This window comes from Nocardiopsis eucommiae (assembly GCF_965344335.1).
In the GTDB taxonomy this organism is placed as follows: Bacteria; Actinomycetota; Actinomycetes; order Streptosporangiales; family Streptosporangiaceae; genus Nocardiopsis; species Nocardiopsis eucommiae.
This window is the reverse complement of sequence record NZ_CBDRIY010000015.1, coordinates 89153-112939: the sequence shown is the minus strand read 5'-3', so window position 1 is coordinate 112939 and position 23787 is coordinate 89153. Positions and strand designations below refer to the sequence as shown.

General features: G+C 71.6%; 24 protein-coding genes and 3 tRNA genes. 23 read left to right on the top strand and 4 right to left on the bottom strand.

The window, feature by feature from the left end:
- Positions 1-39 precede the first annotated feature (39 nt).
- From ACRWK8_RS12215 to ACRWK8_RS12145, 15 genes are all read left to right on the top strand, one after another.
- Positions 40-285, top strand: coding sequence for a hypothetical protein (locus ACRWK8_RS12215; RefSeq protein WP_378738596.1), 246 nt, complete (start codon positions 40-42; stop codon positions 283-285).
- 56 nt (positions 286-341) lie between these two features.
- Positions 342-596, top strand: a complete 255-nt coding sequence (locus ACRWK8_RS12210) for a hypothetical protein (RefSeq protein ID WP_378738594.1) — start codon at positions 342-344, stop codon at positions 594-596.
- 12 nt (positions 597-608) lie between these two features.
- Positions 609-854: a hypothetical protein gene (locus ACRWK8_RS12205; RefSeq protein ID WP_378738592.1), complete on the top strand. Its 246-nt coding sequence runs from the start codon at positions 609-611 to the stop codon at positions 852-854.
- A gap of 9 nt (positions 855-863) precedes the next feature.
- Positions 864-1172, top strand: coding sequence for a hypothetical protein (locus tag ACRWK8_RS12200; RefSeq protein ID WP_378738590.1), 309 nt, complete (start codon positions 864-866; stop codon positions 1170-1172).
- Between the two features lie 135 nt (positions 1173-1307).
- Positions 1308-1838, top strand: coding sequence for a hypothetical protein (locus ACRWK8_RS12195; RefSeq protein ID WP_378738588.1), 531 nt, complete (start codon positions 1308-1310; stop codon positions 1836-1838).
- A 152-nt stretch (positions 1839-1990) separates the two neighbouring features.
- Positions 1991-2920 (top strand): DUF2397 family protein, encoded by a 930-nt coding sequence (locus ACRWK8_RS12190; RefSeq protein ID WP_431870286.1) that lies wholly within the window; start codon positions 1991-1993, stop codon positions 2918-2920.
- Positions 2920-4296 carry a TIGR02678 family protein gene (locus ACRWK8_RS12185; RefSeq protein ID WP_378738584.1) on the top strand — a complete coding sequence of 459 codons (1377 nt, stop codon included), beginning with the start codon at positions 2920-2922 and terminating at the stop codon, positions 4294-4296. Before ACRWK8_RS12190 ends, ACRWK8_RS12185 begins: the two co-directional genes overlap by 1 nt.
- On the top strand, positions 4250-8932 hold the full coding sequence (locus tag ACRWK8_RS12180; RefSeq protein ID WP_431870284.1) for an SbcC/MukB-like Walker B domain-containing protein: 4683 nt from the start codon (positions 4250-4252) through the stop codon (positions 8930-8932). The genes ACRWK8_RS12185 and ACRWK8_RS12180 overlap by 47 nt, the downstream gene beginning before the upstream one ends.
- A gap of 256 nt (positions 8933-9188) precedes the next feature.
- Complete coding sequence (locus tag ACRWK8_RS12175; protein ID WP_378738580.1) at positions 9189-11294, top strand: AAA family ATPase; 2106 nt, start codon at positions 9189-9191, stop codon at positions 11292-11294.
- Positions 11295-11600: 306 nt separating this feature from the next.
- A tRNA-Thr gene (locus ACRWK8_RS12170) sits at positions 11601-11676 on the top strand.
- 100 nt (positions 11677-11776) lie between these two features.
- Positions 11777-11852: transfer RNA gene (locus ACRWK8_RS12165), tRNA-Met, on the top strand.
- 101 nt (positions 11853-11953) lie between these two features.
- Positions 11954-12118 (top strand): 50S ribosomal protein L33, encoded by a 165-nt coding sequence (rpmG, locus tag ACRWK8_RS12160; protein WP_026117477.1) that lies wholly within the window; start codon positions 11954-11956, stop codon positions 12116-12118.
- Positions 12119-12276: 158 nt separating this feature from the next.
- Entirely contained in the window at positions 12277-12720 is a 444-nt protein-coding gene (locus ACRWK8_RS12155; RefSeq protein ID WP_378738578.1) for a MaoC family dehydratase N-terminal domain-containing protein, read from the top strand.
- 15 nt (positions 12721-12735) lie between these two features.
- Entirely contained in the window at positions 12736-13164 is a 429-nt protein-coding gene (locus ACRWK8_RS12150) for a MaoC family dehydratase (protein WP_378738576.1), read from the top strand.
- A 69-nt stretch (positions 13165-13233) separates the two neighbouring features.
- A complete protein-coding gene (locus ACRWK8_RS12145; protein WP_378739058.1) occupies positions 13234-14295 on the top strand; it encodes a UDP-N-acetylmuramate dehydrogenase in 1062 nt (353 codons plus the stop codon).
- A gap of 9 nt (positions 14296-14304) precedes the next feature.
- On the opposite strand, the gene ACRWK8_RS12140 is transcribed toward ACRWK8_RS12145, so the two are convergent.
- Positions 14305-14613, bottom strand: a complete 309-nt coding sequence (locus ACRWK8_RS12140) for a hypothetical protein (RefSeq protein WP_378738574.1) — start codon at positions 14611-14613, stop codon at positions 14305-14307.
- Positions 14614-14997: 384 nt separating this feature from the next.
- Between ACRWK8_RS12140 and ACRWK8_RS12135 the strand changes: the two genes are divergently transcribed.
- Positions 14998-15591 (top strand): TMEM165/GDT1 family protein, encoded by a 594-nt coding sequence (locus tag ACRWK8_RS12135; RefSeq protein ID WP_378738572.1) that lies wholly within the window; start codon positions 14998-15000, stop codon positions 15589-15591.
- A gap of 31 nt (positions 15592-15622) precedes the next feature.
- Here the strand turns inward: ACRWK8_RS12135 and ACRWK8_RS12130 are convergent, their stop codons facing one another.
- Positions 15623-16672, bottom strand: coding sequence for an adenosine deaminase (locus ACRWK8_RS12130; RefSeq protein ID WP_431870280.1), 1050 nt, complete (start codon positions 16670-16672; stop codon positions 15623-15625).
- 432 nt (positions 16673-17104) lie between these two features.
- Here ACRWK8_RS12130 and ACRWK8_RS12125 point away from each other — a divergent pair.
- The 5 genes from ACRWK8_RS12125 to rplA all read left to right on the top strand — a co-directional run bounded on the left by ACRWK8_RS12125 (position 17105) and on the right by rplA (position 20033).
- Positions 17105-17177 (top strand) — tRNA-Trp (locus ACRWK8_RS12125).
- A 102-nt stretch (positions 17178-17279) separates the two neighbouring features.
- The gene (gene secE / locus ACRWK8_RS12120; RefSeq protein ID WP_378738568.1) at positions 17280-17534 is read left to right on the top strand and encodes a preprotein translocase subunit SecE; all 255 of its coding nucleotides are present in this window, start codon (positions 17280-17282) and stop codon (positions 17532-17534) included.
- Positions 17535-17749: 215 nt separating this feature from the next.
- Positions 17750-18559: a transcription termination/antitermination protein NusG gene (gene nusG / locus ACRWK8_RS12115; protein WP_378738565.1), complete on the top strand. Its 810-nt coding sequence runs from the start codon at positions 17750-17752 to the stop codon at positions 18557-18559.
- A 281-nt stretch (positions 18560-18840) separates the two neighbouring features.
- A complete protein-coding gene (rplK, locus tag ACRWK8_RS12110) occupies positions 18841-19269 on the top strand; it encodes a 50S ribosomal protein L11 (RefSeq protein WP_357760475.1) in 429 nt (142 codons plus the stop codon).
- 86 nt (positions 19270-19355) lie between these two features.
- Entirely contained in the window at positions 19356-20033 is a 678-nt protein-coding gene (rplA, locus tag ACRWK8_RS12105; RefSeq protein ID WP_017543020.1) for a 50S ribosomal protein L1, read from the top strand.
- Between the two features lie 106 nt (positions 20034-20139).
- On the opposite strand, the gene ACRWK8_RS12100 is transcribed toward rplA, so the two are convergent.
- Positions 20140-20979, bottom strand: a complete 840-nt coding sequence (locus ACRWK8_RS12100) for an SCO4651 family lipoprotein (protein ID WP_378738563.1) — start codon at positions 20977-20979, stop codon at positions 20140-20142.
- A gap of 114 nt (positions 20980-21093) precedes the next feature.
- Positions 21094-21849: a hypothetical protein gene (locus ACRWK8_RS12095; RefSeq protein ID WP_431870276.1), complete on the bottom strand. Its 756-nt coding sequence runs from the start codon at positions 21847-21849 to the stop codon at positions 21094-21096.
- Between the two features lie 374 nt (positions 21850-22223).
- On the opposite strand from ACRWK8_RS12095, the gene rplJ reads away from it, so the two are divergent.
- Positions 22224-22751: a 50S ribosomal protein L10 gene (gene rplJ / locus ACRWK8_RS12090; RefSeq protein WP_017543017.1), complete on the top strand. Its 528-nt coding sequence runs from the start codon at positions 22224-22226 to the stop codon at positions 22749-22751.
- Positions 22752-22848: 97 nt separating this feature from the next.
- Positions 22849-23232: a 50S ribosomal protein L7/L12 gene (gene rplL / locus ACRWK8_RS12085; protein WP_017543016.1), complete on the top strand. Its 384-nt coding sequence runs from the start codon at positions 22849-22851 to the stop codon at positions 23230-23232.
- Positions 23233-23787 lie beyond the last annotated feature (555 nt).

The following is a 23787-nucleotide window of genomic DNA, read 5'->3' as shown; positions in this document are numbered from 1 at the left end:
TTTTTCTGTCAATGCCTCGCTTGAATTCTCGGGGGAAACATGATCAAGAAGCTGACCGCTGCTGGCCTGGTCGCTGGTGCCGCGATGGGCGCGCTCCTCATGGGTGCTCCGGCCTCCGCCTCCCACGGTGGTGACCAGCAGTTCAACCAGAACCTGCAGCTCGTCCCGATCCAGTCCTGCAACCTGACGGGCAGCGTCGGCCTGGTCGCCGTGACCATCCCGATCCTGTCGCCGCAGACCACGGGCGACTGCGTGAACGGGCCCATCGGCACCAACATCAGCTAGTTCCGGCAATCGGTTCGACCGAGAGCATATCTCAAACTTTTCTGAAGGGTAATTCAATGCTGCGTAAGCTCGGCGTTGCCGGCCTCGTCGCTGGTGCTGCTTTCTCTGCCGTTCTGGCCGCCACCCCGGCCTCCGCCTCCCACGGTTCCCACGGTGGCGACCAGCAGTACAACCAGAACCTCCAGGCCATCCCGGTCCAGCTGTGCAACACCAGCGCCGCCGTCGGTCTGGTCGCTGTGAACGTCCCGGTCCTGTCGCCGCAGACCACCGGCGACTGCGTCAACGGCCCGATCAGCACCAACATCGACTAGGAGAACCCCACAATGCGTAAGTTCACCGCTGCCACAGCCATCGCCGGTGTCGCTCTCGGCGCCATCCTCGCGGCCGCTCCCGCGTCCGCCTCCCACGGTGGCGACCAGCAGTACAACCAGAACCTGCAGCTGGTTCCGGTTCAGCTCTGCAACACCGAGCTGGCCGTCGGTCTCCTGGCCGGCGTCAACGTGCCGATCCTGTCGCCGCAGACCACGGGCGACTGCGTCAACGGCCCGATCAGCACCAACATCGACTAGGAGCCGTCCATGCTGCGTAGGTTCACCGCCGCCACGGCGATCGCCGGTGTCGCGCTCGGCGCGATGCTCGCGGCCGCCCCGGCCTCGGCCTCGCACGGTGGCGACCAGCAGTTCAATCAGAACCTCCAGTTGGTTCCGATTCAGCTGTGCAACACCGAGCTGGCTGTCGGCCTGGTCGGCGCCAATGTGCCGATCCTGTCGCCGCAGACCACGGGCGACTGCGTCAACGGTCCGGCGAGCACCAACGTCAGCCACGACAGCGCTGACGAGGGCGAGCACGACCGTGGCCACGAGGACGACAACGGCTACGGCTACTGATCACCTGAGCGTGGTCGACGGAGCCTCCGGGCTCCGGTGACGGAACAGAGCGGGTCCGAGGCCCCCCGGCGTGTGCCGGGGGGCCTCGCCGCCTTCCGCGACGAGGATGGTCGCGAACCCAACTGAGGAGGTCGGTTGAAGCCCACACCCCTGGCTCGTGCCCTGGTGGTCGGGACGGTCCTGGCACTGCTGACGGCCTGCGGGCAGTCGGAGGAGCCCCCCGAGGACCGCCCGACGGCGCAGGACGACGCCCCCGGCACGGACTCACCGGCGCCCGGCGACGGACCCGTCGCGCAGGGCGAGATCCAGGTCCTCAACCTGCACGGCGACGAGGAGGGCTTCGAGGACCAGCGCCCGGAGGTCTACGTCGCCACGGCGTCCACGACCTTCACCGACATGGAGTGGGACGAGTGGGGCGACACCCGAGCCCGGGGCGAGGGCGAGGTCCTGGGCACCTGGTGCATGGACCAGGGCTGCCAGGACGACCCCTACGACGTGGAGGTGGAACTCGGGGACCCGGTGGAGGTCAACGGGCTGTGGTTCTTCTCCACCTACTCGATCACCGAGTACGACGACGACATGCCCCAGGCACAACGGGACGCCCTGGCCGACGCGGACGACGGACGCCTCACCCTTCCGGAGGGCCCCGGGGACCAACCGACGTGAGCTTCGACTCCGCGCCCGCTTCCACGAATCCTCGCAAAGTCGAGAAAACTCTCGAACGGGCTGGTCAGGTCGGGCGCGGAAGGCGTTTCTCCGGGGTCCGGGGTGGCCGAACCGGGCGTGGCGAGCCCCGGAGGTCTCTAGTCTGCTGAGTTGTGGGACTCAACCAGTGGGCGGACGACCGCGCGGACGACGGACAGGGCACCGGTGAACGGCCGGTGCCACGGCACGGCCGCGCCGCTCTGCTGCGCCTGGCGACGTGGTTCGAGGCCGCCGAACCGGACCGCGCCGAGGCGCTGGCCACAGCGGCCTTCGCCCTGCACCCCGCCCGTCACCTGGAGGGGCGGGTCGACGACACCGTCGCGGCCACCACCAGCTGGTGGCACGCCGAGGCCGACCGCAGCACCGTCACCGAGCATCCCGGGACCCGCCCTCCCGAACCCGTGCGCGACCACCGCGCCCAGCAGGCCCGCCTGCGGGACGCGGCCGAGTCCTCGGCGCACTGGCGCCGAGCGGGCGCCGAGCAGATCCGCTCGCTGCTCACCGAACCCACCACCGACCGTGCCCGCCTGGACCTGTCCGGCGCCGGTATGGAGGTCCTCATGGAGCTCCTCACCGCCGCGCTCGGCTCCGGTGACGCCGCCCGCCGCCCCACCTCGGCCGGGGACCTGGAGTTCGGACTGCGCCTGCACGTCAACGCCTCGCCCGGGGCGGAGCTCACCATCCGGGGCGAGGGCGGAGACCTGACGCTGGAGGGCCTGAGCCTGTGCGTCACGTCCTATGACCAGCATGCCGTGCCGCGGACCGGTGATCGCCAGCACAGCCTGGCGGTCCCCGAGCCCCCGGCCCACGACGACCCGCGCGAGCCGGTGGACGTCCTTGGCGACCCTGGGGACGTCCTCGGGCAGCCCGTGCAGGCCCACCGCGAGCCCGCGGACGTCCTGCACGACCCCGTGAACGACCCGCGCGAGCCCGTGGACGTCCTGCACGACCGCCTGGAGGACCACCGCGACCCCGCGGACGACCGCGATCCCGACGTGGAGACCACCGGCCCCATCGACATCGCGACCGGAAGGTGGGAGTGATGGAGACCAGCGCACACACCGAGGACGCCGCCCTCCTCGGTGAGCGGCAGGCCGCCGCCCGCGCCCTCATGGCCCGCCCCCTGCTCACCCGGAGCACCCACCCGGCCGAGTTCTCCCTCGTGCGCTCGCACGCCGAGTGGCTCGTCCAGCGCTTCCAGCGAGTCCTCGGCTACCGGCTGACCGTGGCCGACGAACACGCCCGCCTGGTCAAGCGCGGTCTGGTGGACGAGGTGGTCCGCCCGGCCACGAGGTCCACCGGCGCCCGCTTCACCCCCCGGACCCACACCTACCTGGCGCTGGCGCTGGCGGTCCTGGTCGAGCAGACCGGACCCACCACCGCGCGCTCCCTCACCTCCCGGGTCCGCGCCGCCGCCCGCGAGGCCGGGATCGACGCGGATCCCACCAGGGGCCTCGGCGAACGCCGCGCCTTCTGCGCGGCCCTGCACCACCTGGTCGCCCTCGGAGCGCTCGGCGAGGCCTCCGGGACCGTCCGCGCCCACCAGGCGGACCCGGCGAACGACGTCGGGCTCATCCCGCACACCGGCGCCCTGCGCGCCGTCACCGCGCACCTCCCCAGGGCCGGTGACGACCCGGACTCCTTCCTGGCCGACGCGGCGGACCCGGACCCGGAGGGGGACCAGGCGGGCGAGATCGCCCTGCGGCGCCTCCTGGCCGAGACCGCCGTGGTCTACCGCGAACACCTTCCCGACCGCCAGCGCGACCGTCTCGCCGCCCACCAGTGGCGGGCCGCCGCCGCTCTGGGCAACCTGCTCGGCTGCGACACCGAGATCCGCGCCGAGGGTGTGGCGCTCGTCATGCCGGACGATGCCGAGGCGACCGGGCGGTTCCCCTCGGACGACCCCGTGGGCCGCACGGCGCTGAGCCTGGTCCGCCACCTCTCCGGCCGCCTGCACCCCGGCCGTCCCGCCACCTCCGTCCCCGTCCCCGACCTGGAACTTCTGGGCGCGCTGGAGACCCTCGGCGGCGAGGACGCCCCGATCCGCGCCGAGTGGGCGCGCGCCGCGGGACCCGAGATCCCCGATCCGGACCGGTTGGCCGCCCTCGTGCTGGAGCTCCTGACCGGTCTCGGGCTGCTCACGGGAGGCCCCGGTGCGTGGGCGCTCACGGCCGCCGGGGCCCGGTTCGGCGCCGACGTGGACGAGCGCGTCCCGCTGATCCAGGACAATGACGAAGACAGCCGGACACTCCCCGCGCGACCGCGTGGTTCCGGTGAGGACGCACCCGATCCCCAGACCGGCCCCCGAGGCGACCTCGACCGGGTGACGTCCGTGCTGCAAGCGGTGGCGAACGAGAAGGTGAGCGCGACCAGTGGTGACACAGGAGACGATCGAGGCCCCCGGGACGGCTCCGGCTGATCCTGCCGACTCCCCCCGCTACCGCCTGGAACGCGCGGGCATCAGAAACGTGTGGCAGTACGACGACCACGTCCTGGACTTCGCGGAGGGGCGGCTGCTGCTGCGCGGCCGCAACGGCGCCGGCAAGTCCAAGGCCCTGGAGATGCTGCTCCCCTTCCTGCTGGACGGCGACGTCCGGCGCCTGGACACCACCGGCACCAACCGCACCAGCCTGCGCTGGCTGATGGCCGACGACCCCCGCTCCACGCGCGGTCCGGTCGAGGAGGACACCGGCCCCGACCTGCTCGGGGGGCCCGCCGAGCCTGAGGAGGAGGGGGACGGGGAACCGGACGACGGCACCGCGCCCGCCGACACCGGCTCCGGGCCGGCCACGCGCCTGGGCTACCTGTGGGTCGAGTTCACCACCGCGCGCGGCGACCGCGGCCTGGACTCCGCCACCTCCGCGCGCGCCCTCACCCCCGCCCCTCCCACCACCGCGTCGGCGCTGCTCGCGGCCCTCGCCCCGGCCGCCGACCCCCCGGCGACCCCGGAGGACGACGCGACCACGGCGGCCGACGGCACCGACCCGGCCCGGACCCCGGCGGAGACCGACGGCGAGGACGCCCCCGGAGCCCCGCCCCGGCACCTCACCCTCGGCGCGGCCGTCATGGCGGTCGGGGACGCCGACCCGCGCTGCGTGTTCTTCGTGACCGACCGCAGGGTCGGCCACGACCTCGACCTCGTGACGGACGGCCGTCCCAAGCCCGTGGACCGCCTGCGCTCGGAGATCGGCGCCGACAACTGCTTCACCAGCGCCGTTCCCTACCGGGCCCGCGTCATGCGCGACCTCTTCGGGATCGACGACTCCGTCCGCTACCGCAACCTCATCCACCTGCTCTACCGTCTGCGCCGCCCCACCATCGGTGACCGCCTGGAGGCCGGAGAACTGGTCGGCGTGCTGTCCGAGGCGCTGCCGCCCATGGACGAGTCCGTCCTGGACGAGGTCGCCCGCAACATCGCCGACCTCGAACAGGCCCGCAGCGACAAGGACGGGCTCACCGAGGCCGGAGCCGGGGTCGCCGCGTTCCTCAGCGACTACCACGGCTACCTCCTGCACACCCTGCGCGCCCGCTCCTCGGAGGTGCGTGAACAGCTCGACGCGTGCACCCGCCGCACCGAGGAGACCGACCGCCTGCGCGCCGAGCTGGACGACCTCATCACCGCTGAGGGCCGGGTCGCGGAGGAACGCGACCAGGCCCGCCGCACCCGGGACACGGCCGACGCCGACGACGGCACCCTCGCCACCGCCCAGGGCGCCGCCGCCACCGCCACCACCAACGAGCGCCGCGCCTACGACGCCGCCGTCGGCGCCTACATCCGCGCCGCCGAGGCCGCCTGGGCCGCCGCCGAGCACGCCGCCACCACCGAGACCCACGCGGTGGAGCGGCTGGGCGAGGACACCACGGCCATCGAGCGGGCCCTGGAGGTCCTGCGCCAGACCCACCTCGAAGCCGCGCGCGCCGCAACCGCCTCCGGACTCGCCACCCAGGGGCTCGGCCAGGTCCCCGACGCCCGCACCACCGTGCACGCCCCCAGGGAGAGCGCCACCCGGGTCGACCTCCAGGGGCTGGAACAGTCCGTCGAGCGCGCCCCGGTGGAGGGTGTCGACCTCGCGGACCTGCGCGACCACCTCGGCCGTCTGCACGACCGGCTCACCTCCAGCGCGGACGCCGCCGCCGACCGCGCCGACCTCGCCACGAGGCTGACCGGCCTCACCACCGCCGAGGCCGCCACCGACCGCCGCCTGGTCGCCCTCACCAGCGAGGCGGAGAGCGCCGAGGCGGTCCTGGAGCACACCCACACCCGCGAGCAGGAGGCCATCGCCGCCCTGCGCGCCGAGAGCACCGCCTACGCCGACGGCGTCCGCGCCTGGGCGGCCCGGCTGCGCGACTCCAGCCACGCCCACGCGCTCGGTGAGGCCATCCACGAGCTGGAGGGCAGCGTCGAACTGCCCATCACCGACACCCTGCGCGTGCTGGACCCCCAGGTACCGGCGGCCGTCTCCCGCCTCGCGCACACCGCCGTGGACCCGCTCCTCGAAGAACTGCGGGCCCGCCGCGACGTCGCCGTCAACGAGGAGGGCCAGCTCTCCGACGAACTGGCCGACCTCGCCGCCCGCCGCGCCAGGAACGCCGACAGCGCGCCCGACCGCCCCGCCTGGGCCACCTACCCGCGCCCGGACGGCGACGGCGTCCCCTTCCACCTGGCCGTGGACTTCGCCGACGGCCTCACCCCGCGCGAACAGGCCGGACTGGAGGCCGCACTGGAGGCCAGCGGCCTCCTCTCCGGGTGGATCCGCGCGGACGGCACGCTCTACGACCCCACCACCCGCGACCTCATGGTCACCCCGGCCCGCCCGGCCAAGGGCCGCACCCTCCTGGACGTCCTCGTCCCCGTCGCGGCCCCGGAACGGGGCGCGCACGGCGACAACCTCCGCGCCCTGCTGTCGTCCATCGCCCTGCACTCCGAGACGCCGGGCAGCGCTGAGGAGACCGAGCCCAAGCACCGCCGCGACAGCGCCGTGACCACCGTCAGCTCCATGTCGCTCTCCGGCGGCTGGCGGCTGGGAGTGGCCTCCGGAGCCCACCACAAGAGCGAACCCGAGTTCATCGGTGAGGCCGCCCGCAAGCGGGCCCGCGACCGCCAGTCGGCCAACACCGACCGCCGCATGGCCATCGCGGAGGCCCTCCTGGCCGAGGCGGGGGAACGCCGCTGGGCCGTGGAGCACTCCTACACCGAACTGCTCGGGGTCTCGCGCGACCTGCCCGAGGCCGCTCCGCTCATCCGTGCCTGGGCCACCCTCGACGTCGCGCGGACCGACGTGGCGGCCGCCCGCCGCGCCCACGAGACCGCCCAGGCCGCCGCCGAGTCCACCCGGGGTGAGCTCCTCGACATCCGCACCCGGCTCGCCGAGGCCGCCCGGGAGCATCGCCTGCCCACCGTCCGCGCCGAACTCGACAGCGCCCTGCGCGCCCTGGACCACCTCCGGGTCCTGATCGCCTCGGCCCTGCGCGACCTCGACGTCCTCGCCTGGGAACTGGCCGACCACGAACGCCACGTCGGCGCATGGTCCCGCACCCGCGCGGCCCGGGTCCTGGCCGAGGACGCCCGCGCCGCCGCGATCGACGACATGATCACCGTGCGCCGCCAGTTCGAGCTCGGTGACCGCGCCCGGGGCGTGGCCCCGGAACAGATCGACGCCGCCCGCGCCCAGGTCCAGGCACGTGCCAAGGAGGCGGCCGAGCGCCTCCCCGAACTCGAACGCGACGCCCAGCGCGCCCGCGACGAACGTGTCAGCGCCGAGGTCCGGCTCGACGTCGCGACCACCGAACGCGCCGAACAGGTCCGCCGGGCCCTGGCGGCGGGGGAGGCCCTGGTCTCCTCCGTCACCACCGTCGGCGACCCCGACAGCCCGGCCGTCACCGGTACCGAGGACACCGTCCCCGACGCCGTGCTGCTCCGCGCCGCCGGGCTGGAGGACTGCGCCGGGAGCGACGCCCCCCTCGCCCGCTACCTGGCCGCCGTCCACGGCGGCCCCGAGGCCGAGACCACCGGACCGGACGAGCGCCTGGCCCTCCTGGCGTCCTTCACCTCGCAGCTGGAGGACGGCCTGTCCGACCAGGACGGCGTCGACGAGGTCGACGACAGCGCCATCCTCGGCAGCCGTGAGGAGCTGCACCGACTCCTGACCTCGGTGGGCTGGGCCCAGACCCGCACGGAGCTCAGCGAACCGCGCGGTGTGAAACGCCTCACGGTCCACGACGAGGACGGCGCCCACGACGTCACCTCCTACGCCGAACGCGTCGCGGAGGCCCTCGTGCGCGCCGAGGAGACCGTGGCCGTGGCCGAGGAGGAGGCCTTCGAGCGTCACCTCCTGGGTGAGCTCGCCGGCCACCTCTCCCGCCAGATCGACGAGGCCCGCGCGCTCATCGCGACCATGAACGACGTCCTCAAGGACGTCACCACCTCCGCCGGGCTCGGCGTGCGCCTCGACTGGAGCCTCGCGCCCGACGCCGGGGCGGACGTCGAGGCGGTCGTCCCACTGCTGGCGACCCCCGCCGAGGAGCGCACCCGGGTCCAGACCACCCGCCTGCGGGACGCCCTGCGCCGCTGCATCGAGGCGATCCGCCGACTGGACCCGACCGCCACCGGCGGCGCCCAGCTGCGCGCCGCGCTCGACTACCGGTCCTGGTTCGTCTTCACCGTCTACGTCACCGACTCCGCCGGGGACGAGCGCCGTCTGGGCCACCGCACCGCTCTCAGCCAGGGAGAGCAGCGCGTGGTCGCCTACCTCGTGCTGTTCGCGGCGGCCGCCGCCCAGTTCGACGCCCTGGCCGCCCGCGCGCCCTGGGCGCCGCGCCTGATCCTGCTGGACGACGCCTTCGCCAAGGTGGACGAACCCACCCACGGACGCCTGCTCGGCCTGCTGGTCGAGCTCGACCTGGACTTCGTGCTCACGTCCGAACGCGTCTGGGGCTGCTTCGCGAGCGTCCCCAGCCTGAACATCTACGAGTGCCTGCGGGACCCGAACGTCCCGGGTATCGCCACCCTGCACTTCACCTGGGACGGCAGCCGGAGGAGGCTGGTCGGCGTGTGACCCGGCCGCCCCGGCGCCGTCGGCGGCCCCGTGGGACGGTTTCCCCGAACACGCCGACGCCCGCCCGGCGACCGTGCGACAGTGGCCTGAGTCACCCTCGTCGCAGGGGGGCTTGCGGTCCCGAACACCCTCCGAGGCGAAGCGGAGGCGCGAAAGGGTACGGACGGGTCCCGGGTGCGGTCCGGCGCGCGTATCACCAGCGCGCTTCCTCCCGTCCTGTCCTACTCTGCTGGTGCAGGTTCGAGAACGGAGCGGGGTGGCGAAGGTGACTCGGGGACCCGAGGCGGACACACGCACAGGACGGGACGGCCACGCGGCCGCACCCCAGACCGAGGACCCCACCACCAAGGCACTCCTCGACGCCCTGGCGCGTTCGGGGCTGCCCGAGGCGGTCCGTACCTGGGTCGGCGCCGCCCTGTGGGGTGAGGAGGCGCTGGAGGCGCTCCTGAGGGGTGAGCACATCCCCGGGATCGTCCCCGGGGGATCCCCGGAGCCCCCGCCCGGGCGCGTGCGCCGGGCCTACCTCACCGGCATCCGCGTGCAGGGGTTCCGCGGCATCGGCCGACCAGCCGACCTCACCTTCTCCCCGAGCCCCGGCCTCACCGTCATCGTAGGCCGCAACGGCTCCGGCAAGTCGAGCTTCGCGGAAGCCGCCGAGGCCGCCCTCACCGGACGCAACCCGCGCTGGGACGCCATGCCCACCGGCTGGCGCGACGGCTGGCGCAACCTTCACTACGACGAGCGCACCGAGGCGACCGTGGACATCCACATCGCCGGTGACCCCGGTCCCACCCGGATCAGCCGCCGCTGGACGGGGGAGAGCGTCCGCTCCGCGCGCGGCGAGGTCGTGCACCCCAACGGTGACGTCTCCCCGCTGCGCACCCTCGACTGGGGCGAGAACCTCGTCCGTTACCGGCCGTTCCTGTCCTACGACGAGCTCGGCCGTACGGTCACCGGTCGCGCGGCGGAGCTGTACGACACCCTCACCGCGCTGCTCGGGCTCACCGGGCTCGCGGAGGCCGAGCGCCGCCTGGCCAAGGTCTGCGACGGCCTGGCCCGGCGCCGCGACCGGCCCTCCCGCGAACTGCGGCCCCTCCTGGACGTCCTGGGCGCCTCCAACGACCCCCGGGCGGTCCAGGCCGTCAGCGTGCTCTCCGCGCCCTCCATGGACCTGGAGGCGCTGCGCCGGGTCGCCTCCGACGACGGCCCCAGCGACCCCGCGCTGCACGTGGTCCTGCGCCGTCTGCGCCGCCTGGCGGTCCCCGAGCGCACCCTCATCGCTGACGTCGTCAACGAACTGCGCGGCGCGGCCATGGAGCTGGCCATGGCGGCCGGGAGCAAGGGCGACCACGCGCACGGCGTGGTCCAGCTCCTCGAACAGGCGCTGGAACACCACAAGCGCCACCCCACCGAGACCACCTGCCCCACGTGCTCCGCGACCGGGGCGCTCGGCGCCGACTGGGTGCGCCGCGCCAACGCGCAGCTCCGCGCGCTCCGGCCCCAGGCCGCCACCGCCTCGGCCGCGTACGACCGCGCCTCCGCCGCGCGTGACCAGGCCCGCTTCCTGCTCTCCCCGGTGCCGTCCTGGCTGCCGCCGGAGAGCGAACTGGGTCAGGTGTGGGCGCTCTGGGAGTCCGGCTCCGACATCGAGGACCTCGGGGAACTGGCCGAGCACATCGAGACCGTGGGCCGCAGGCTCCGCGCCGCGGCGGTCAGCGCCCGCCGGGACGCCTCCGAACGGCTGGAGGACCCCACCGAGGGCTGGGCCGACCTCGCGGAACGGCTCTCGGGCTGGCTGGACGACGCCCAGGACGCGGTGGCGGCGAGCGAGACCCTGGGGGCGGCGGAGACGGCCCTGAACTGGCTGGCCGAGTACGCGCGCGGCGTGCGCGCGGAACGGCTGGGGCCGGTGATCTCCCAGGCGGAGCAGGTCTGGTTCCGGTTGCGCCAGGAACGCCACATCGACCTCCAGGGCATGCGGCTGATCGGCCGGGGCGCCCGTCGGAGGGTCGAGGTGGACGTCTCCGTGGACGGCGTGGACGACCAGACCAGCGCGCCCGGGCTGCTCAGCCAGGGTGAGTTCCAGGCCCTCGCCCTGTCCATCTGCCTGCCCCGCGCGCTGGTGGAAGGCAACCCGTTCGGATTCCTGCTGCTGGACGACCCGGTCCAGGCGATGGACACCGAGACGGTGGAGGGGCTGGCCGCGGTCCTGGCCGAGGTGGGGCGGCACCGGCAGCTCATCGTGTTCACGCACGACACCCGGCTGTCCGACGCCCTGCGCAGGCTGGGTCTGCCGGCCGACATCCGGACGATCAACCGTGACGCGATGTCCAACGTCTGGCTGGCCGAGGGGAACGGCTGACACGGCCCGGCTCCTCGTGCCCGGCTCCTCGTGCTCGGGGCCGGGTGCACGGCGTCACATCCACGGGCTTTCCCGCGCCTCGACGCGGTGGCGCGGAGGGCTCCCCGAAGGGCGGAACACCCTCGTCGACCAGGGGTTCCCGTGTATGTGGAGGAGCGTCGCGGAGGGGGTCGGGGCGCGCCCCGACCAGCCCCTCGCCGGGCGCCCGGCGCTCGATTTGGCAGACCACCCCCGGATCCCTGTATAGTCATGTTCAGCGCAAGGGGGCAACACCCCCGGGGCGGACGAGAGAAAGTCCCACAGCGCGCCCCTTTAGCTCAGTCGGCAGAGCGTCTCCATGGTAAGGAGAAGGTCTACGGTTCGATTCCGTAAAGGGGCTCCACCACTTGACGAGGTTCCGGTCCACTCAGGTGGGTGGCCGGTGGAACTTCACCGGCCTTGACAGAGGGACATCCTTTGGGATGTCCTTAAGTCCTGATCGGGGCGGGGTAGCTCAGTCGGTAGAGCAAGCGGCTCATAATCGCTGTGTCGTCGGTTCAAGTCCGGCCCCCGCTACCAACCCGCTGACCCCTGAGGCCCAGTACTCAGGGGTCGTCGTGGGTCTCCAGCAGTGTTCAACTGCGCCCAGGTAATGTCTCCAGCGAGAAAGGCACTCCGAAGTGGCTGCCACAGACGTGAGGCCGAAGATCACCCTGGCCTGCCAGGAGTGCAATCACCGGAACTACATCACGCGCAAGAACCGTCGGAACACCCCCGACCGTCTGACGATCAAGAAGTTCTGCCCGAACTGCCGCAAGCACAACGACCACCGCGAGACCCGCTAGGTTCTCCAGGTCCGTCGTCCCCGGCAGGGAGCGGTCGGCTTCTCGTAGACTCCAGCCCGGTGAGCACTTCGCTCACCGGGCTTTTGTTATTGCTGACACGGGCGGCGGGCAGCGCCCCGGCCGCTCCGCGAACGCACACCGCACAGGAGAGACAGAGCGTGGCGATCAACCCTGACTACCTCGGCCGGGAGTACCCCGCCCCCGAGGCCTACGAGGTGACGCGCGGCAAGATCCGCGAGTTCGCCGAGTCGATCAACGACCTCAACCCCGTCTACCTCGACACGGCCTCCGCCAAGGCCCTCGGGTACGCCGACGTCATCGCCCCGCCCACCTTCCCCGTGATCCTCGGCATGGCCGGGTCCGCGCTGGCCCTGGCCGACCCGGACCTCGGGGTGGACTTCTCCCGGGTCGTCCACGGCGACCAGGGCTTCCGTTACACCCGACCGCTCCAGGCGGGCGACGTCCTGAGCACGGTCACCCGCATCACCGACATCAAGTCGCTGGGCGGCAACGAGCTCATCACCATGGAGACGGTGGCCCATGCGGCCGACGGCGAGCACGTGGTGACGGCGGGCATGATGCTCGTCGTCCGGGGTTCCTAGGAAGCGGGGAAGACAGTGAACAGGATCAAGCACGCGGACGTCGAGGTCGGCACCCAGATCCCCGAGCGGACCTTCCCGGTCCGCCGCCTGGACCTGGTCCGCTACGCGGGGGCCTCGGGTGACTTCAACCCGATCCACTGGAACGAGCGGTTCGCCAAGTCGGTCGGTCTGCCCGACGTGATCGCGCACGGCATGTTCACCATGGCCGAGGCCGGCCGGGTCGTCACCGACTGGACCGGGGACCCCGGCAGCGTGGTCGACTACTCGGTGCGCTTCTCCGCGCCCGTGGTGGTCCCGGACGACGACCAGGGCGCCGAGATCACCGTCAGCGGCAAGGTGAAGGCCAAGAACGACGACGGCACCGTCACCGTTCTGCTCACCGCCCGCTCCGGCGGCGCGAAGGTCCTGGCCAAGGCCTCCGCCGTGGTCCGCCTGGCCCCGTAGCCGCCCGGCCGCGACCGATCCATCCGCACCCGCGTTCGTTCTCTCCAAGAGGTATGCCCCGTGTCCACGATGCTCGCTGACCACACCACCCTCGGCCTGGGCGGCCCCGCCAAGGTCTTCCGGACCGCCGGTTCCACCGACGAGCTCGTCGCCCTCGTCACCGAGGCCGACCGCACGGGTGAGCGCGTCCTCGTGCTCGGCGGCGGCAGCAACCTGGTCGTCGCCGACGACGGGTTCCCCGGCACGGTGGTTCTGGTCGCCTCCCAGGGCGTCACCACGACCGAGGCCGGTACCGACCCGGAGACCGGCGAGGAGATCGTCCTGCTGAGGGCGGACGCGGGCGTGGAGTGGGACCCGCTGGTGGAGCGGACCGTCGCCGAGGGGCTCAACGGTGTCGAGTTCCTCTCCGGCATCCCCGGCCGGGTGGGCTCCACCCCCATCCAGAACGTGGGCGCGTACGGCCAGGACGTCAGCCAGACCGTCCGTGAGGTGCTGGTCCTGGACCGCACCACCGGGGAACTGGTCACGCTCTCCAACGCCGACTGCGGCTTCACCTACCGCGACAGCGCCTTCAAGGGCCACGACCGGTACGTGGTGTGCGAGGTCGTCTTCGAGCTGCGCAGGGGGCCGCTGAGCCGCCCCGTCCGGTACGCCGAGGTGGCCCGCACCATGGGCGTGGACGCGGGGGAGCGGGTGCCGCTGGCCCGGGCCCGCGAGGTCGTCCTCGGGCTGCGCCGGGGCAAGGGCATGGTCCTGGACCCCGCCGACCCCGACACCCGCAGCGCGGGGTCGTTCTTCACCAACCCCGTCCTGTCGGCCGAGGAGTACGCGGCCTTCCGCGAGCGGGCCCTCGCGCGCCTGGGCGCCGACACCGAGGTCCCGGGGCACCCCGACGGCGCGGGCAACGTGAAGCTCTCCGCCGCCTGGCTGATCGACCGGGCGGGGTTCACCAAGGGCTACGGCGACGGCCCCGCGCGGATCTCGGGCAAGCACACCCTGGCCCTCACCAACCCCGGCGGCGCCACCACCGCGGACCTCCTGGACCTGGCCCGCGAGGTGCGGGCCGGGGTCGAGGCGGCCTTCGGGGTGCGCCTGGTCAACGAGCCGGTGATGCTCGGCGTCAGCCTCTGAGCCCGGCGGTCACCATCCGTGGGGCTCCAGGGCCTCCTCGAACTCCCCGAGGCGGTCGGGGCACATCTGGTCGACGCCGATGACGAGGAGACCGGGGTCGCTGCCCTGGTCCAGGTAGGCGTCGGTCCAGGCCGACGCGCTCTCCGCGTCGCAGGCCGCCCTGGTCACCCGGGTGACGGAGTCCATGTCGTTGGTCCGGGCGCCGTAGGACTCGACCATGTCGCGGTGCGCGTCCTGGTCGTAGGCCTCCGCCGCGCATCCGGCCAGGAGCAGCGGTGTCATGAGCGCGCTCAGGACCAGGGGTGTCTTGCGGTGCACGGGGAGCTCCTCGTGTTGGGGAATGTGACCGGAGGGACGCGTGAGGCGGTTCGCCGGTTGCCAGGACTCCCAGCGTCAGCGGGGCGGTACGGCCCGTGACGATCTGACCAAGAAATAAGTTAGGCGCAGCAAACACCTTTATCAGGCCCACCTGATAAATGAATTCGACAGATCAATAAATTGCAATCAACAATGGTTCTGGTAACGTCGTGAGCGTCGAAGGGGAGTAGTCCCCAATGCGCGCGGTCGACACACTGGACGCCACCGTCCCGGCCGCGTGAGCCCAGCGCAACGGGCGGACGAGACCTTTGACCCGGTAGGAAACGACCGGGTTGAAGGGGCGTTCTCCGCCTCCTTCTGCCCATCACGGACAGCGGGAGAACCATGTCAGCTTTTCTGGTCGGACTCGGCGTGAGCGCGGGCGCCATCTTCATCGCCGAAATGGGCGACAAGACCCAGTTGGTCGCGATGTCCCTGGCGACCCGTTACCGCGCCCTCACGGTGATCCTCGGCATCACCGTCGCCACCGCCGTGGTGCACCTGGGCAGCGTGTTCATCGCCGAGGTCCTCGGCGCGGCCATCCCCACCGACTGGCTCACCCTCGTGGCCGGGCTCGCCTTCCTCGTCTTCGGACTGTGGACCCTGCGCGGCGACGAGATGTCCGACAAGGACGAGGCACGCGCCGCCTCCCGCCGCATCCGCTCCGGCTTCATGACCGTGTTCGTGGTCTTCCTCGTGGCCGAGCTCGGTGACAAGACCATGCTCGCCACCATCACCGTGGGCACCCAGTACCACTGGCTCCCCGTGTGGATCGGCTCCACCGTCGGCATGGTCGCCGCCGACGCCATCGCCATCGCGATCGGCGCGGTCCTCGGCAAGAAGCTCCCCGAGCGGGCCATCCAGATCGGTGCCGCCGTGCTGTTCTTCGTCGCGGGAGCGGCGATGCTCGGCCAGGGCGCGTGGATGCTCCTGGCCTGAGCGCGCCGGGCGGGGGTCGCCCCCCGCCCGTTCACCCCTCCAGGGGCTCCGGCTCGGCGGCCAGCCAGTCGTCCACCCCGGAGAGCATCTGCTTCTTCAGGGAGTCGGGCGCCCCGGCGCCCCGGATGGACATCCGCGCCAGGTCGGCAAGCTCGGTGTCGGTGAACCCGAACACCTCCCGCGCGATCCGGTACTGCTCCACCAGACGCGGGCCGAACAGCAGGGGGTCGTCGGTGCCCAGGGCGATCGGGGCCCCCGCCTGGTACAGCCTGCGCAGCGGGACGCGCTCCAGCTCCTCGAACACCCCGAGGCCCACGTTGGAGGTCGGGCAGACCTCCAGGGTCACCTCCTGGGTCGCGATGCGCTCCAGGAGGTAGGGGTCCTCCACGGCGCGTACCCCGTGGCCGATCCGGTCGGCGTCCAGCTCGTCCAGGCACTCCAGGACGCTGCGCGGGCCGTTGAGTTCCCCGCCGTGGGGCGTGGAGAGCAGCCCCGCGCGCTTGGCGATCCGGAAGGCCGCCTCGAACTCACGGGCGCGTCCGCGCCGCTCGTCGTTGTTCAGCCCGAACGAGACCACGCCCCGCCCCGAGTACTGGGCGGCCAGGCGGGCCAGGGCCCGGGCGTCGAGCGGGTGGCGGGTCCGGTTGGCGGCCACCATCAGACCGATCGCCACCCCGGTCTCGCGCTCCGCCACCCGGGCGGCGTCCAGGATCAGCTCCAGGGTCGCGGTGAGGCCGTCGAAGAGCGACGCGTACCCGCTGGGGTCGACCTGGATCTCCAACCAGCCCGAACCCGCGTCCCGCTCGTCCTCCGCGGCCTCCAGCAGGAGACGGTGGATGTCCTCGGGTCTGCGCAGCACCGACCGGGCGATGTCGTAGAGGCGCTGGAAGCGGAACCATCCGCGTTCGTCGGTGGCCCTGAGCTTGGGCGGCCACTCCTTCACCAGCGCCTGGGGCAGGTGCACCCCGCGCTCCTCGGCCAGTTCCACCAGCGTGCCGTGGCGCATCGAGCCGGTGAAGTGCAGGTGCAGGTGGGCCTTGGGCAGCCGGTCCAGCCGGCGGGCGGTGGTCGGTGTCTCCATGAACCAAGCCTGCCGTATGAAGGGCACCGGGCGTGCCAGGAATGGCCAACACCACAACGGTCGACGCGCGGCGGGGCTGCTCCGCCTCGGGCAGCGGCTTCTGGACACGGCTACCACCCTCCGCCAGGTCCGCGTCGCCCGGGCCCGGGCTGGCGGCGAGGGCCTCGTGGATGGCCCGCCTGCCGCCGGTGGTCACCAGGTGGCGGACTCGGAGACGGGGCCGATACGCGCGGGGACCCGGGGTCGCTCAGTCTCGTCCCCGTCCTGTCACGTGCGCTTTCGCGGCTCCGGCGCGGAGGCGGAACCGGTTTGTCCCCGGCGGTGGTGAGGGCGTACACTCACCGCGTCGGCCGGTCGCGTGCGGGCGTCACATCCACAAGGGTGTGCGACAGCACTCCGGACCGGCTATGGTGGGGAACGCAGTTTCCGCTAAGGGCAGTGGCTCAATTGGCAGAGCACCGGTCTCCAAAACCGGCGGTTGGGGGTTCGAGTCCCTCCTGCCCTGCAAGTCCGCGTGTGGTCGGGGTGTCGCATCCGTCGTCACCCCGGCCGCGGGGGCGACGGAACTACGGGGATACGAAGCAACCCGCGACCCTAAGGACCCCAGGTGACTCAGACTGACGCCGACGCGAAGCCCGACAAGGAGCCGAAGCGTCGTACCGGTCCGGTGACGTTCACCAAGCAGGTCGTCGGAGAACTCCGCAAGGTCCGCTGGCCCACGCGCAAGGAACTGGTCACCTACACCATCGTCGTCATGGTGTTCGTCGTGATCGTCCTCGCCTACGTCTCTCTGGCCGACTTCGCCTTCGGTGAGGCCGTGACCTGGCTCTACGGCACCTTCGGCCGTCCGGCCGGAGCCTAGCTCCCACCCCGTGCGCCCTCCGGGGCGTCCTCGACGGTGGCCGTGCCCACCTTCACCCGGTTCCTCCCGACCGGCCCTCGTCCGGTCACGCTCGTCCGCGCGTTGGTCCCGCTTCGCCCGGAGAGACCGTAAGCTGGCAGGACTGGGTTCGACGCACGGCCCGTTTTCGGTGTGCGTCGTGCGCACTAGCGAATCCGACGAGAGAAAGAGCAGCCGTGTCCGAGTCCCCACTGACCTCTGACGACTTCCCCGAAGAGGAGCCGGATCAGTCGTCGGCGGAAGAGACCGGCCTGGCGGGCGAACTGTCCGAGGAAGCGGTCGAGCCGACCGACGCCGACAGCCCGGAGCAGACCGAAGAGGCCGACGAGAGCACCGAGGACGCCGAAGAGGCCGACGCGGAGCCCGAGCTGCCCCGTCTCGACCCCGTCGAGGAGTTCCGCAACGAGCTCGTCCTCCTGCCCGGCGACTGGTACGTCGTGCACACCTACGCGGGCTACGAGAAGCGGGTCAAGGCCAACGTCGAGAGCCGCACCCAGTCCCTCAACATGGAGGAGTACATCTTCCAGGTCGAGGTGCCCGAGCACGAGGTCACCGAGGTCAAGAGCGGCAAGCGCCAGCAGGTCACCGAGAAGGTCCTGCCCGGCTACGTCCTCGTCCGCATGGACCTGACCGACGAGTCCTGGTCGGCCATCCGCAACACCCCCGGTGTCACCGGATTCGTGGGCCTGTCCAACAAGCCCGCCCCGCTGAGCCTCACCGAGGTGGCCAAGCTCCTGGCGCCCGAGCCGGAGGAGGAGCCGGAGCAGGCGCAGCAGTCCCGGTCCACCGGCGGCGGCTCCGAGTCCCGCTCCGACGTGGCGTACGAGGTCGGCGAGTCCGTCACCGTCATGGAGGGCCCGTTCGCGACCCTGCCCGCCACCGTCAGCGAGATCAACGCCGACACCCAGAAGCTCAAGGTGCTGGTGTCGATCTTCGGCCGCGAGACCCCGGTCGAGCTCTCGTTCAACCAGGTCGCCAAGATCTGACCCCGTGGGGCCTTTCCCACAACCCGCCCGGACCACTGTCCGGGCGACGTAGACTTGGTGGGTCCGTCCCTCGCGGGACGGACCCACTGTCGCGCTGTACCGCCCGGGTGCGAACCCGGGCGGAACGCGCTCCGGTCCGTCCGGTCCCGACGGGCCGTGACCCCGTGCCCCTGGCACGGACAGCCTCCTTCGGCAGCGGCTCCACCGAGGTCCCCGTGGCCCGTGGCGCCGTGGGGGAGGCAGGGATCGGCACACAACGCAGATCAGGCAAAGGACCCGATATGCCTCCGAAGAAGAAACTTGCCGCACTCGTCAAGGTGCAGCTCCCCGCCGGTCAGGCGACCCCGGCGCCGCCCGTCGGTACCGCTCTCGGTCCGCACGGCGTCAACATCATGGACTTCTGCAAGCAGTACAACGCTGCTACGGAAGCCCAGCGCGGCAACGTCATCCCCGTCGAGATCTCCATCTACGAGGACCGTTCCTTCACCTTCGTCACCAAGACGCCCCCGGCGCCTCGGCTGATCCTGAAGGCCGCCGGGCTGGACAAGGCCGCCACCGACCCGGGTCGCAGCACCGCCGGTTCGATCACCGCCGACCAGGTCCGTGAGATCGCGCAGACCAAGCTGCCCGACCTCAACACCGACGACATCGAGGCCGCGTCCAAGATCGTCGCCGGTACCGCCCGCTCGATGGGCATCGAGGTCAAGTAGCTCCCCTCGGGGTTGCTCGACGGCAAGAACCACCGTGGCAGGGCCAGCGCTGGCCCTAGGACCACACGTTCCCGTAGGAGAACAGCGTGAAGCGCAGCAAGAACCACCGCAAAGCCAACAACCTGGTGGACCGCGACCGGCTCTACAGCCCCGCCGAGGCTCTGAAGCTGGCCAAGGAGACCACCAACGTCAAGTTCGACGCGACCGTCGAGGTCGCCCTGCGTCTGGGCGTCGACCCGCGCAAGGCCGACCAGATGGTCCGCGGCACCGTGAACCTGCCGAACGGCACCGGCAAGACCGCTCGGGTCCTGGTCTTCGCGACCGGTGAGCGTGCCGAGCAGGCCCGTGCCGCGGGCGCCGACATCGTCGGTGACGACGACCTGGTCGAGAAGGTCCAGAACGGCTTCCTGGACTTCGACTCCGTCGTGGCCACCCCGGACCTCATGGGCAAGGTCGGCCGCCTGGGCCGCGTGCTCGGTCCGCGTGGCCTCATGCCCAACCCGAAGACGGGTACCGTCACCCCGGACGTGGCCAAGGCCGTGACCGAGATCAAGGGCGGCAAGATCGAGTTCCGCGTGGACCGCCACGGGAACCTGCACTTCATCATCGGCAAGGTCTCGTTCGACGAGCCCAAGCTGCTGGAGAACTACCAGGCCGCGATCGACGAGGTCAACCGCCTCAAGCCGTCCGCCGCCAAGGGCCGCTACATCAAGAAGGCCGTGGTCACCACGACGATGGGTCCGAGCATCCCGCTCGACGCCTAGCTGTGTCTTCTTGGGCCTCCGCTTCGCTTTGGCCCGAGGCTCGTGACACGAGAACGGCCCCCGCACTCCTCAGGGAGTGCGGGGGCCGTTTCCGTGCCCGGGGGTGCTACAGGGTGCCGATCTCTTCCTCGGCGGGGATCTCGAAGGAGGTCGAGCCCAGCGCGGAGAACTCCATCCAGACGTCGGACTCGTCGTCGGAGAACTCGATGCGCATCGGGAAGCCGTCGGCGTCCAGCCAGAGCTTGGTGTTCAGGGTGCTCTCCAGGCCACCGCCGAACAACTGCTCCACGGCGCCGCGCTCCTCGGCCGTCATCTCGGAGATGTCGCCGGTGGACATCGAGCCCTCCACCACGGTGGTCTCGACGCCGTCGATCTCCTCGGTGCCGACCTCGGTGACGTCCTCCAGCTCGGAGAAGGCACCGGCGAGATCCGGGAGCGCCTCGACGTCGAAGCTCTCGGTCGGGTCCGCGTTCTCCTCGACGTCTCCGCGCAGCCACGGGGTGCCGGAGCCGTAGAGGCCGTGGGGGTCGGCCATCAGGGTGTCGCCGCCCTCCAGGAGGAGAACGGTGGACGCGCTCAGGTCCTCGGCGGTGACGCCCTCGGGGAGCTGACCGGACATCAGCTCGTACATGGTCTCGCCCAGGAAGGGCATGTCCACGGTGGCCAGCACCGCCGCGGGGTCGTCCGTCACCTGGTAGTTGAAGGTGACGGTGACGTCGCCCTCGGCCGTCGGGTCGACGGTGACGACCTCCATGTCGAGGGTGTAGTTGGTGAGCTCCTGGGTGCTGGAGCCCAGGTTGCCCAGCAGGTCGTCCAGGGAGGCGCCGGCGGGGGAGGCCTCGGTGGTGTCGCCGTCGGCCGCGGGCTCCTCGTTACCGCAGGCGGTGAGGGCGAGGACCAGGGAGAGGGAGCCGGCGGCGATGAGGGCCGGAGTGCGGGTGTTCACGCGTACGTGTGCTTTCTCTAAGAGGGCGCGTCAGAGAGCGGGGACGCCCAAGTAAGTCATCATGTTCGCATGTCAGACGGACATTTCTGGCAAACGGTTCCCGAGGGGGCCGAGTCAGTCCCGGACGGGCTCGCTGACCTCGTCGCCGTTGGGAACGTGGAAGCTGGTCCCGCCCCGCTCGGAGAACTCCAGCCACAGCGACGAGACGGGGCCGGAGGACTCCATCCGGACCGGGAAGCCCTCGGCGTCCACCCAGACGGACACGTCCAGGTGCCCGGACACGTCGTCGCCGAGCAGGGGCGCGAGGGCGGCCCGCTCTCCGGGCCCGGCGCCGTCCGCCAGCGCGGGCAGGACCCCGTGGAGGGGGAGCGTCCCGGTGTTCCCGACGTCCTCGGCGGGGCCGGGCTCGGCGCCCTCCATCCCGGACAGCAGCCCGACCAGATCGGCCAGGGAGCCGAGATCGAGCACCTCGGCGGGGGAGGGCGAGGGGAGCAGGGCGTCGCCCCGGACCCACTCGGTGGGGGCGCCCAGCAGGTCCTGGGAGTCGTGCAGCAGGGCCTGCCCTCCCTCCGGGTGGACCACCACCAGTTCGGGGCCCTCCGGGGTCCTCAGTGTGGCCCGCACGGCGGCGGGGGAGCTCGACACCTCGTAGGTGAGCAGTGTCCGGGCGTCCTCCTCGGAGCGCGGCCCGAACCCCACGTCGAGCGTGTAGTCGTCGGCCAGCGCGGTGGCGTCGGCCAGGGAGTCGAGCAGTGCCTGCGTGTCGGCCTCCTCGTACCAGGGCCGGTCGGCGGAGGGGAAGAGCGTGCACCCGGACAGGAGAAGGGACAGGGCACCGGCCAGGGCCAGGGCGGAACGGGGGGATTCCACGGTGGAGGGGACTCCTTCGGAGCGGGGGGCTCGGGGCCCCATCGTGTCATTCCGCCCTCCACGGGCGGGCGGGAGCACGGCACGTGTCCGTGATCACCCGATCGGACTCCGGGCGGAGGCCCGAGCACTCCGATCGGCGGCTAGTATTGGTACTTGCCGAAGACCGCTGGTCGTCACCCGCTCGGGTGACCCAAGGACCCATTGATGGGCGCCCGCGCAGGTGTCACCAGAGCTTTCCCGTTCCGGGACGTGCCAGCCACGTACTGAGAACGCGGTCGTGCCCCGTGCGCCTCGCGCTCGGGGCTTTTTCTCGTGCTGACGCCGATCATGGAGCCCTTGGGAATCAACCAGCGTTCACTGTTGGAAGGAGTCCCATGGCGAGGCCGGACAAGGCAGCCGCGGTCGCCGAACTCACGGACGAGTTCCGTGAGTCGAACGGCGCCGTGCTGACCGAATACCGGGGGCTCACTGTCGCGCAGATCACTGAACTGCGTAACAGCCTCGGCCAGACTGCGCGTTTTCGCATCGTCAAGAACACGCTGACCAAGATCGCGGTCAAGGAGGCCGGCGTCGACGAGCAGATCACCGATCTGCTCGAGGGCCCGTCCGCCATCGCCTTCGTCCACGGGGACGTCGTCGAGGCCGCGAAGGGTCTGCGTGACTTCGCGAAGACGAACACGCCTCTGGTGATCAAGGGCGGCATCATCGACGGCAAGTCGATGAGCGCCGAGGACGTCACCAAGCTGGCCGATCTGGAGTCCCGAGAGGTTCTCCTCTCGAAGCTGGCCGGCGCGCTCAAGGCCAAGCAGGGCCAGGCCGCCGCCGTCTTCCAGGCGCTTCCCTCCAAGACTGTGCGTCTCGCGCAGGCCCTGGCGGACAAGCGTTCCGAGGAAGCCGCTTAAACCCCATGAACCACGGCGGGTGCTCACGGCGCCCGGCCACTGGCTCGCACGATGCGCCATTGGGCGCGCGTGTCGTTAGAGAAAGAGAGATCGCATCATGGCGAAGCTCAGCAACGAGGACCTGCTTACCGCGTTCGAGGGCATGACCCTCCTCGAGCTCTCCGACTTCGTGAAGCTGTTCGAGGAGAAGTTCGACGTCACCGCCGCCGCCCCGGCCGCCGTCGTCGCCGCCGGCCCCGCCGGTGCCGCCCCGGCCGCCGAGGAGGAGAAGGACGAGTTCGACGTCATCCTCGAGGGCGCTGGCGACAAGAAGATCCAGGTCATCAAGGAGGTCCGTGGCCTCACGAGCCTGGGTCTCAAGGAGGCCAAGGACCTCGTCGACAACGCCCCGAAGGCTCTCCTCGAGGGCGTCAACAAGGAGGCCGCGGAGAAGGCCAAGGCCGCCCTTGAGGGCGCTGGCGCCACCGTCACCCTCAAGTAGTCCTCCGCGGGCGCCAGTCGCCCGCTGGTCTGCGTGAAGCGGCCGTTCCTCCCCCAGGGGAGGGGCGGCCGCTTTCTCGTGCCCGGGGCCGCCCCGGTGGTGCGTCGTGATTCGGTCGTCGGGAACCGGGAGGTTCCGGTCCGAGTCGGGAGGCCGAAGGTCCCCCGCCGACGGCCGACCAACGTCCCGTATGTCGTGAACGACGCCGTGTCTGAACCGTCGTGAGCTGGGTGATGTGCGAAGCTGGGGCGGTTCGCGTGCGGGATCCCCGTGTCCCCGTGTGCGAACTGTCCTCGGGACGCGATAATCTCCCGTCCCGGGAATCTTGAAGGGCTCCGGAGAGAGTGTTTACCCGCCTGGGGCGGGGGAATCCTTCCGGGTGTCCGTTGGCTCACATCCCCCGTGGGGCCAGGGCAGGCGCGCTGTTTCACCCTGATGGTCCAGGGCCTTCCCCCGGGGATGTGCGTGGTGGCGGTACCGCCGTCGACCGGGTACGACCCGGGACCGCCGGTCCCTTACGAGGGTGCTCGTGTAGGCATGCCGGGCTTGACGGAT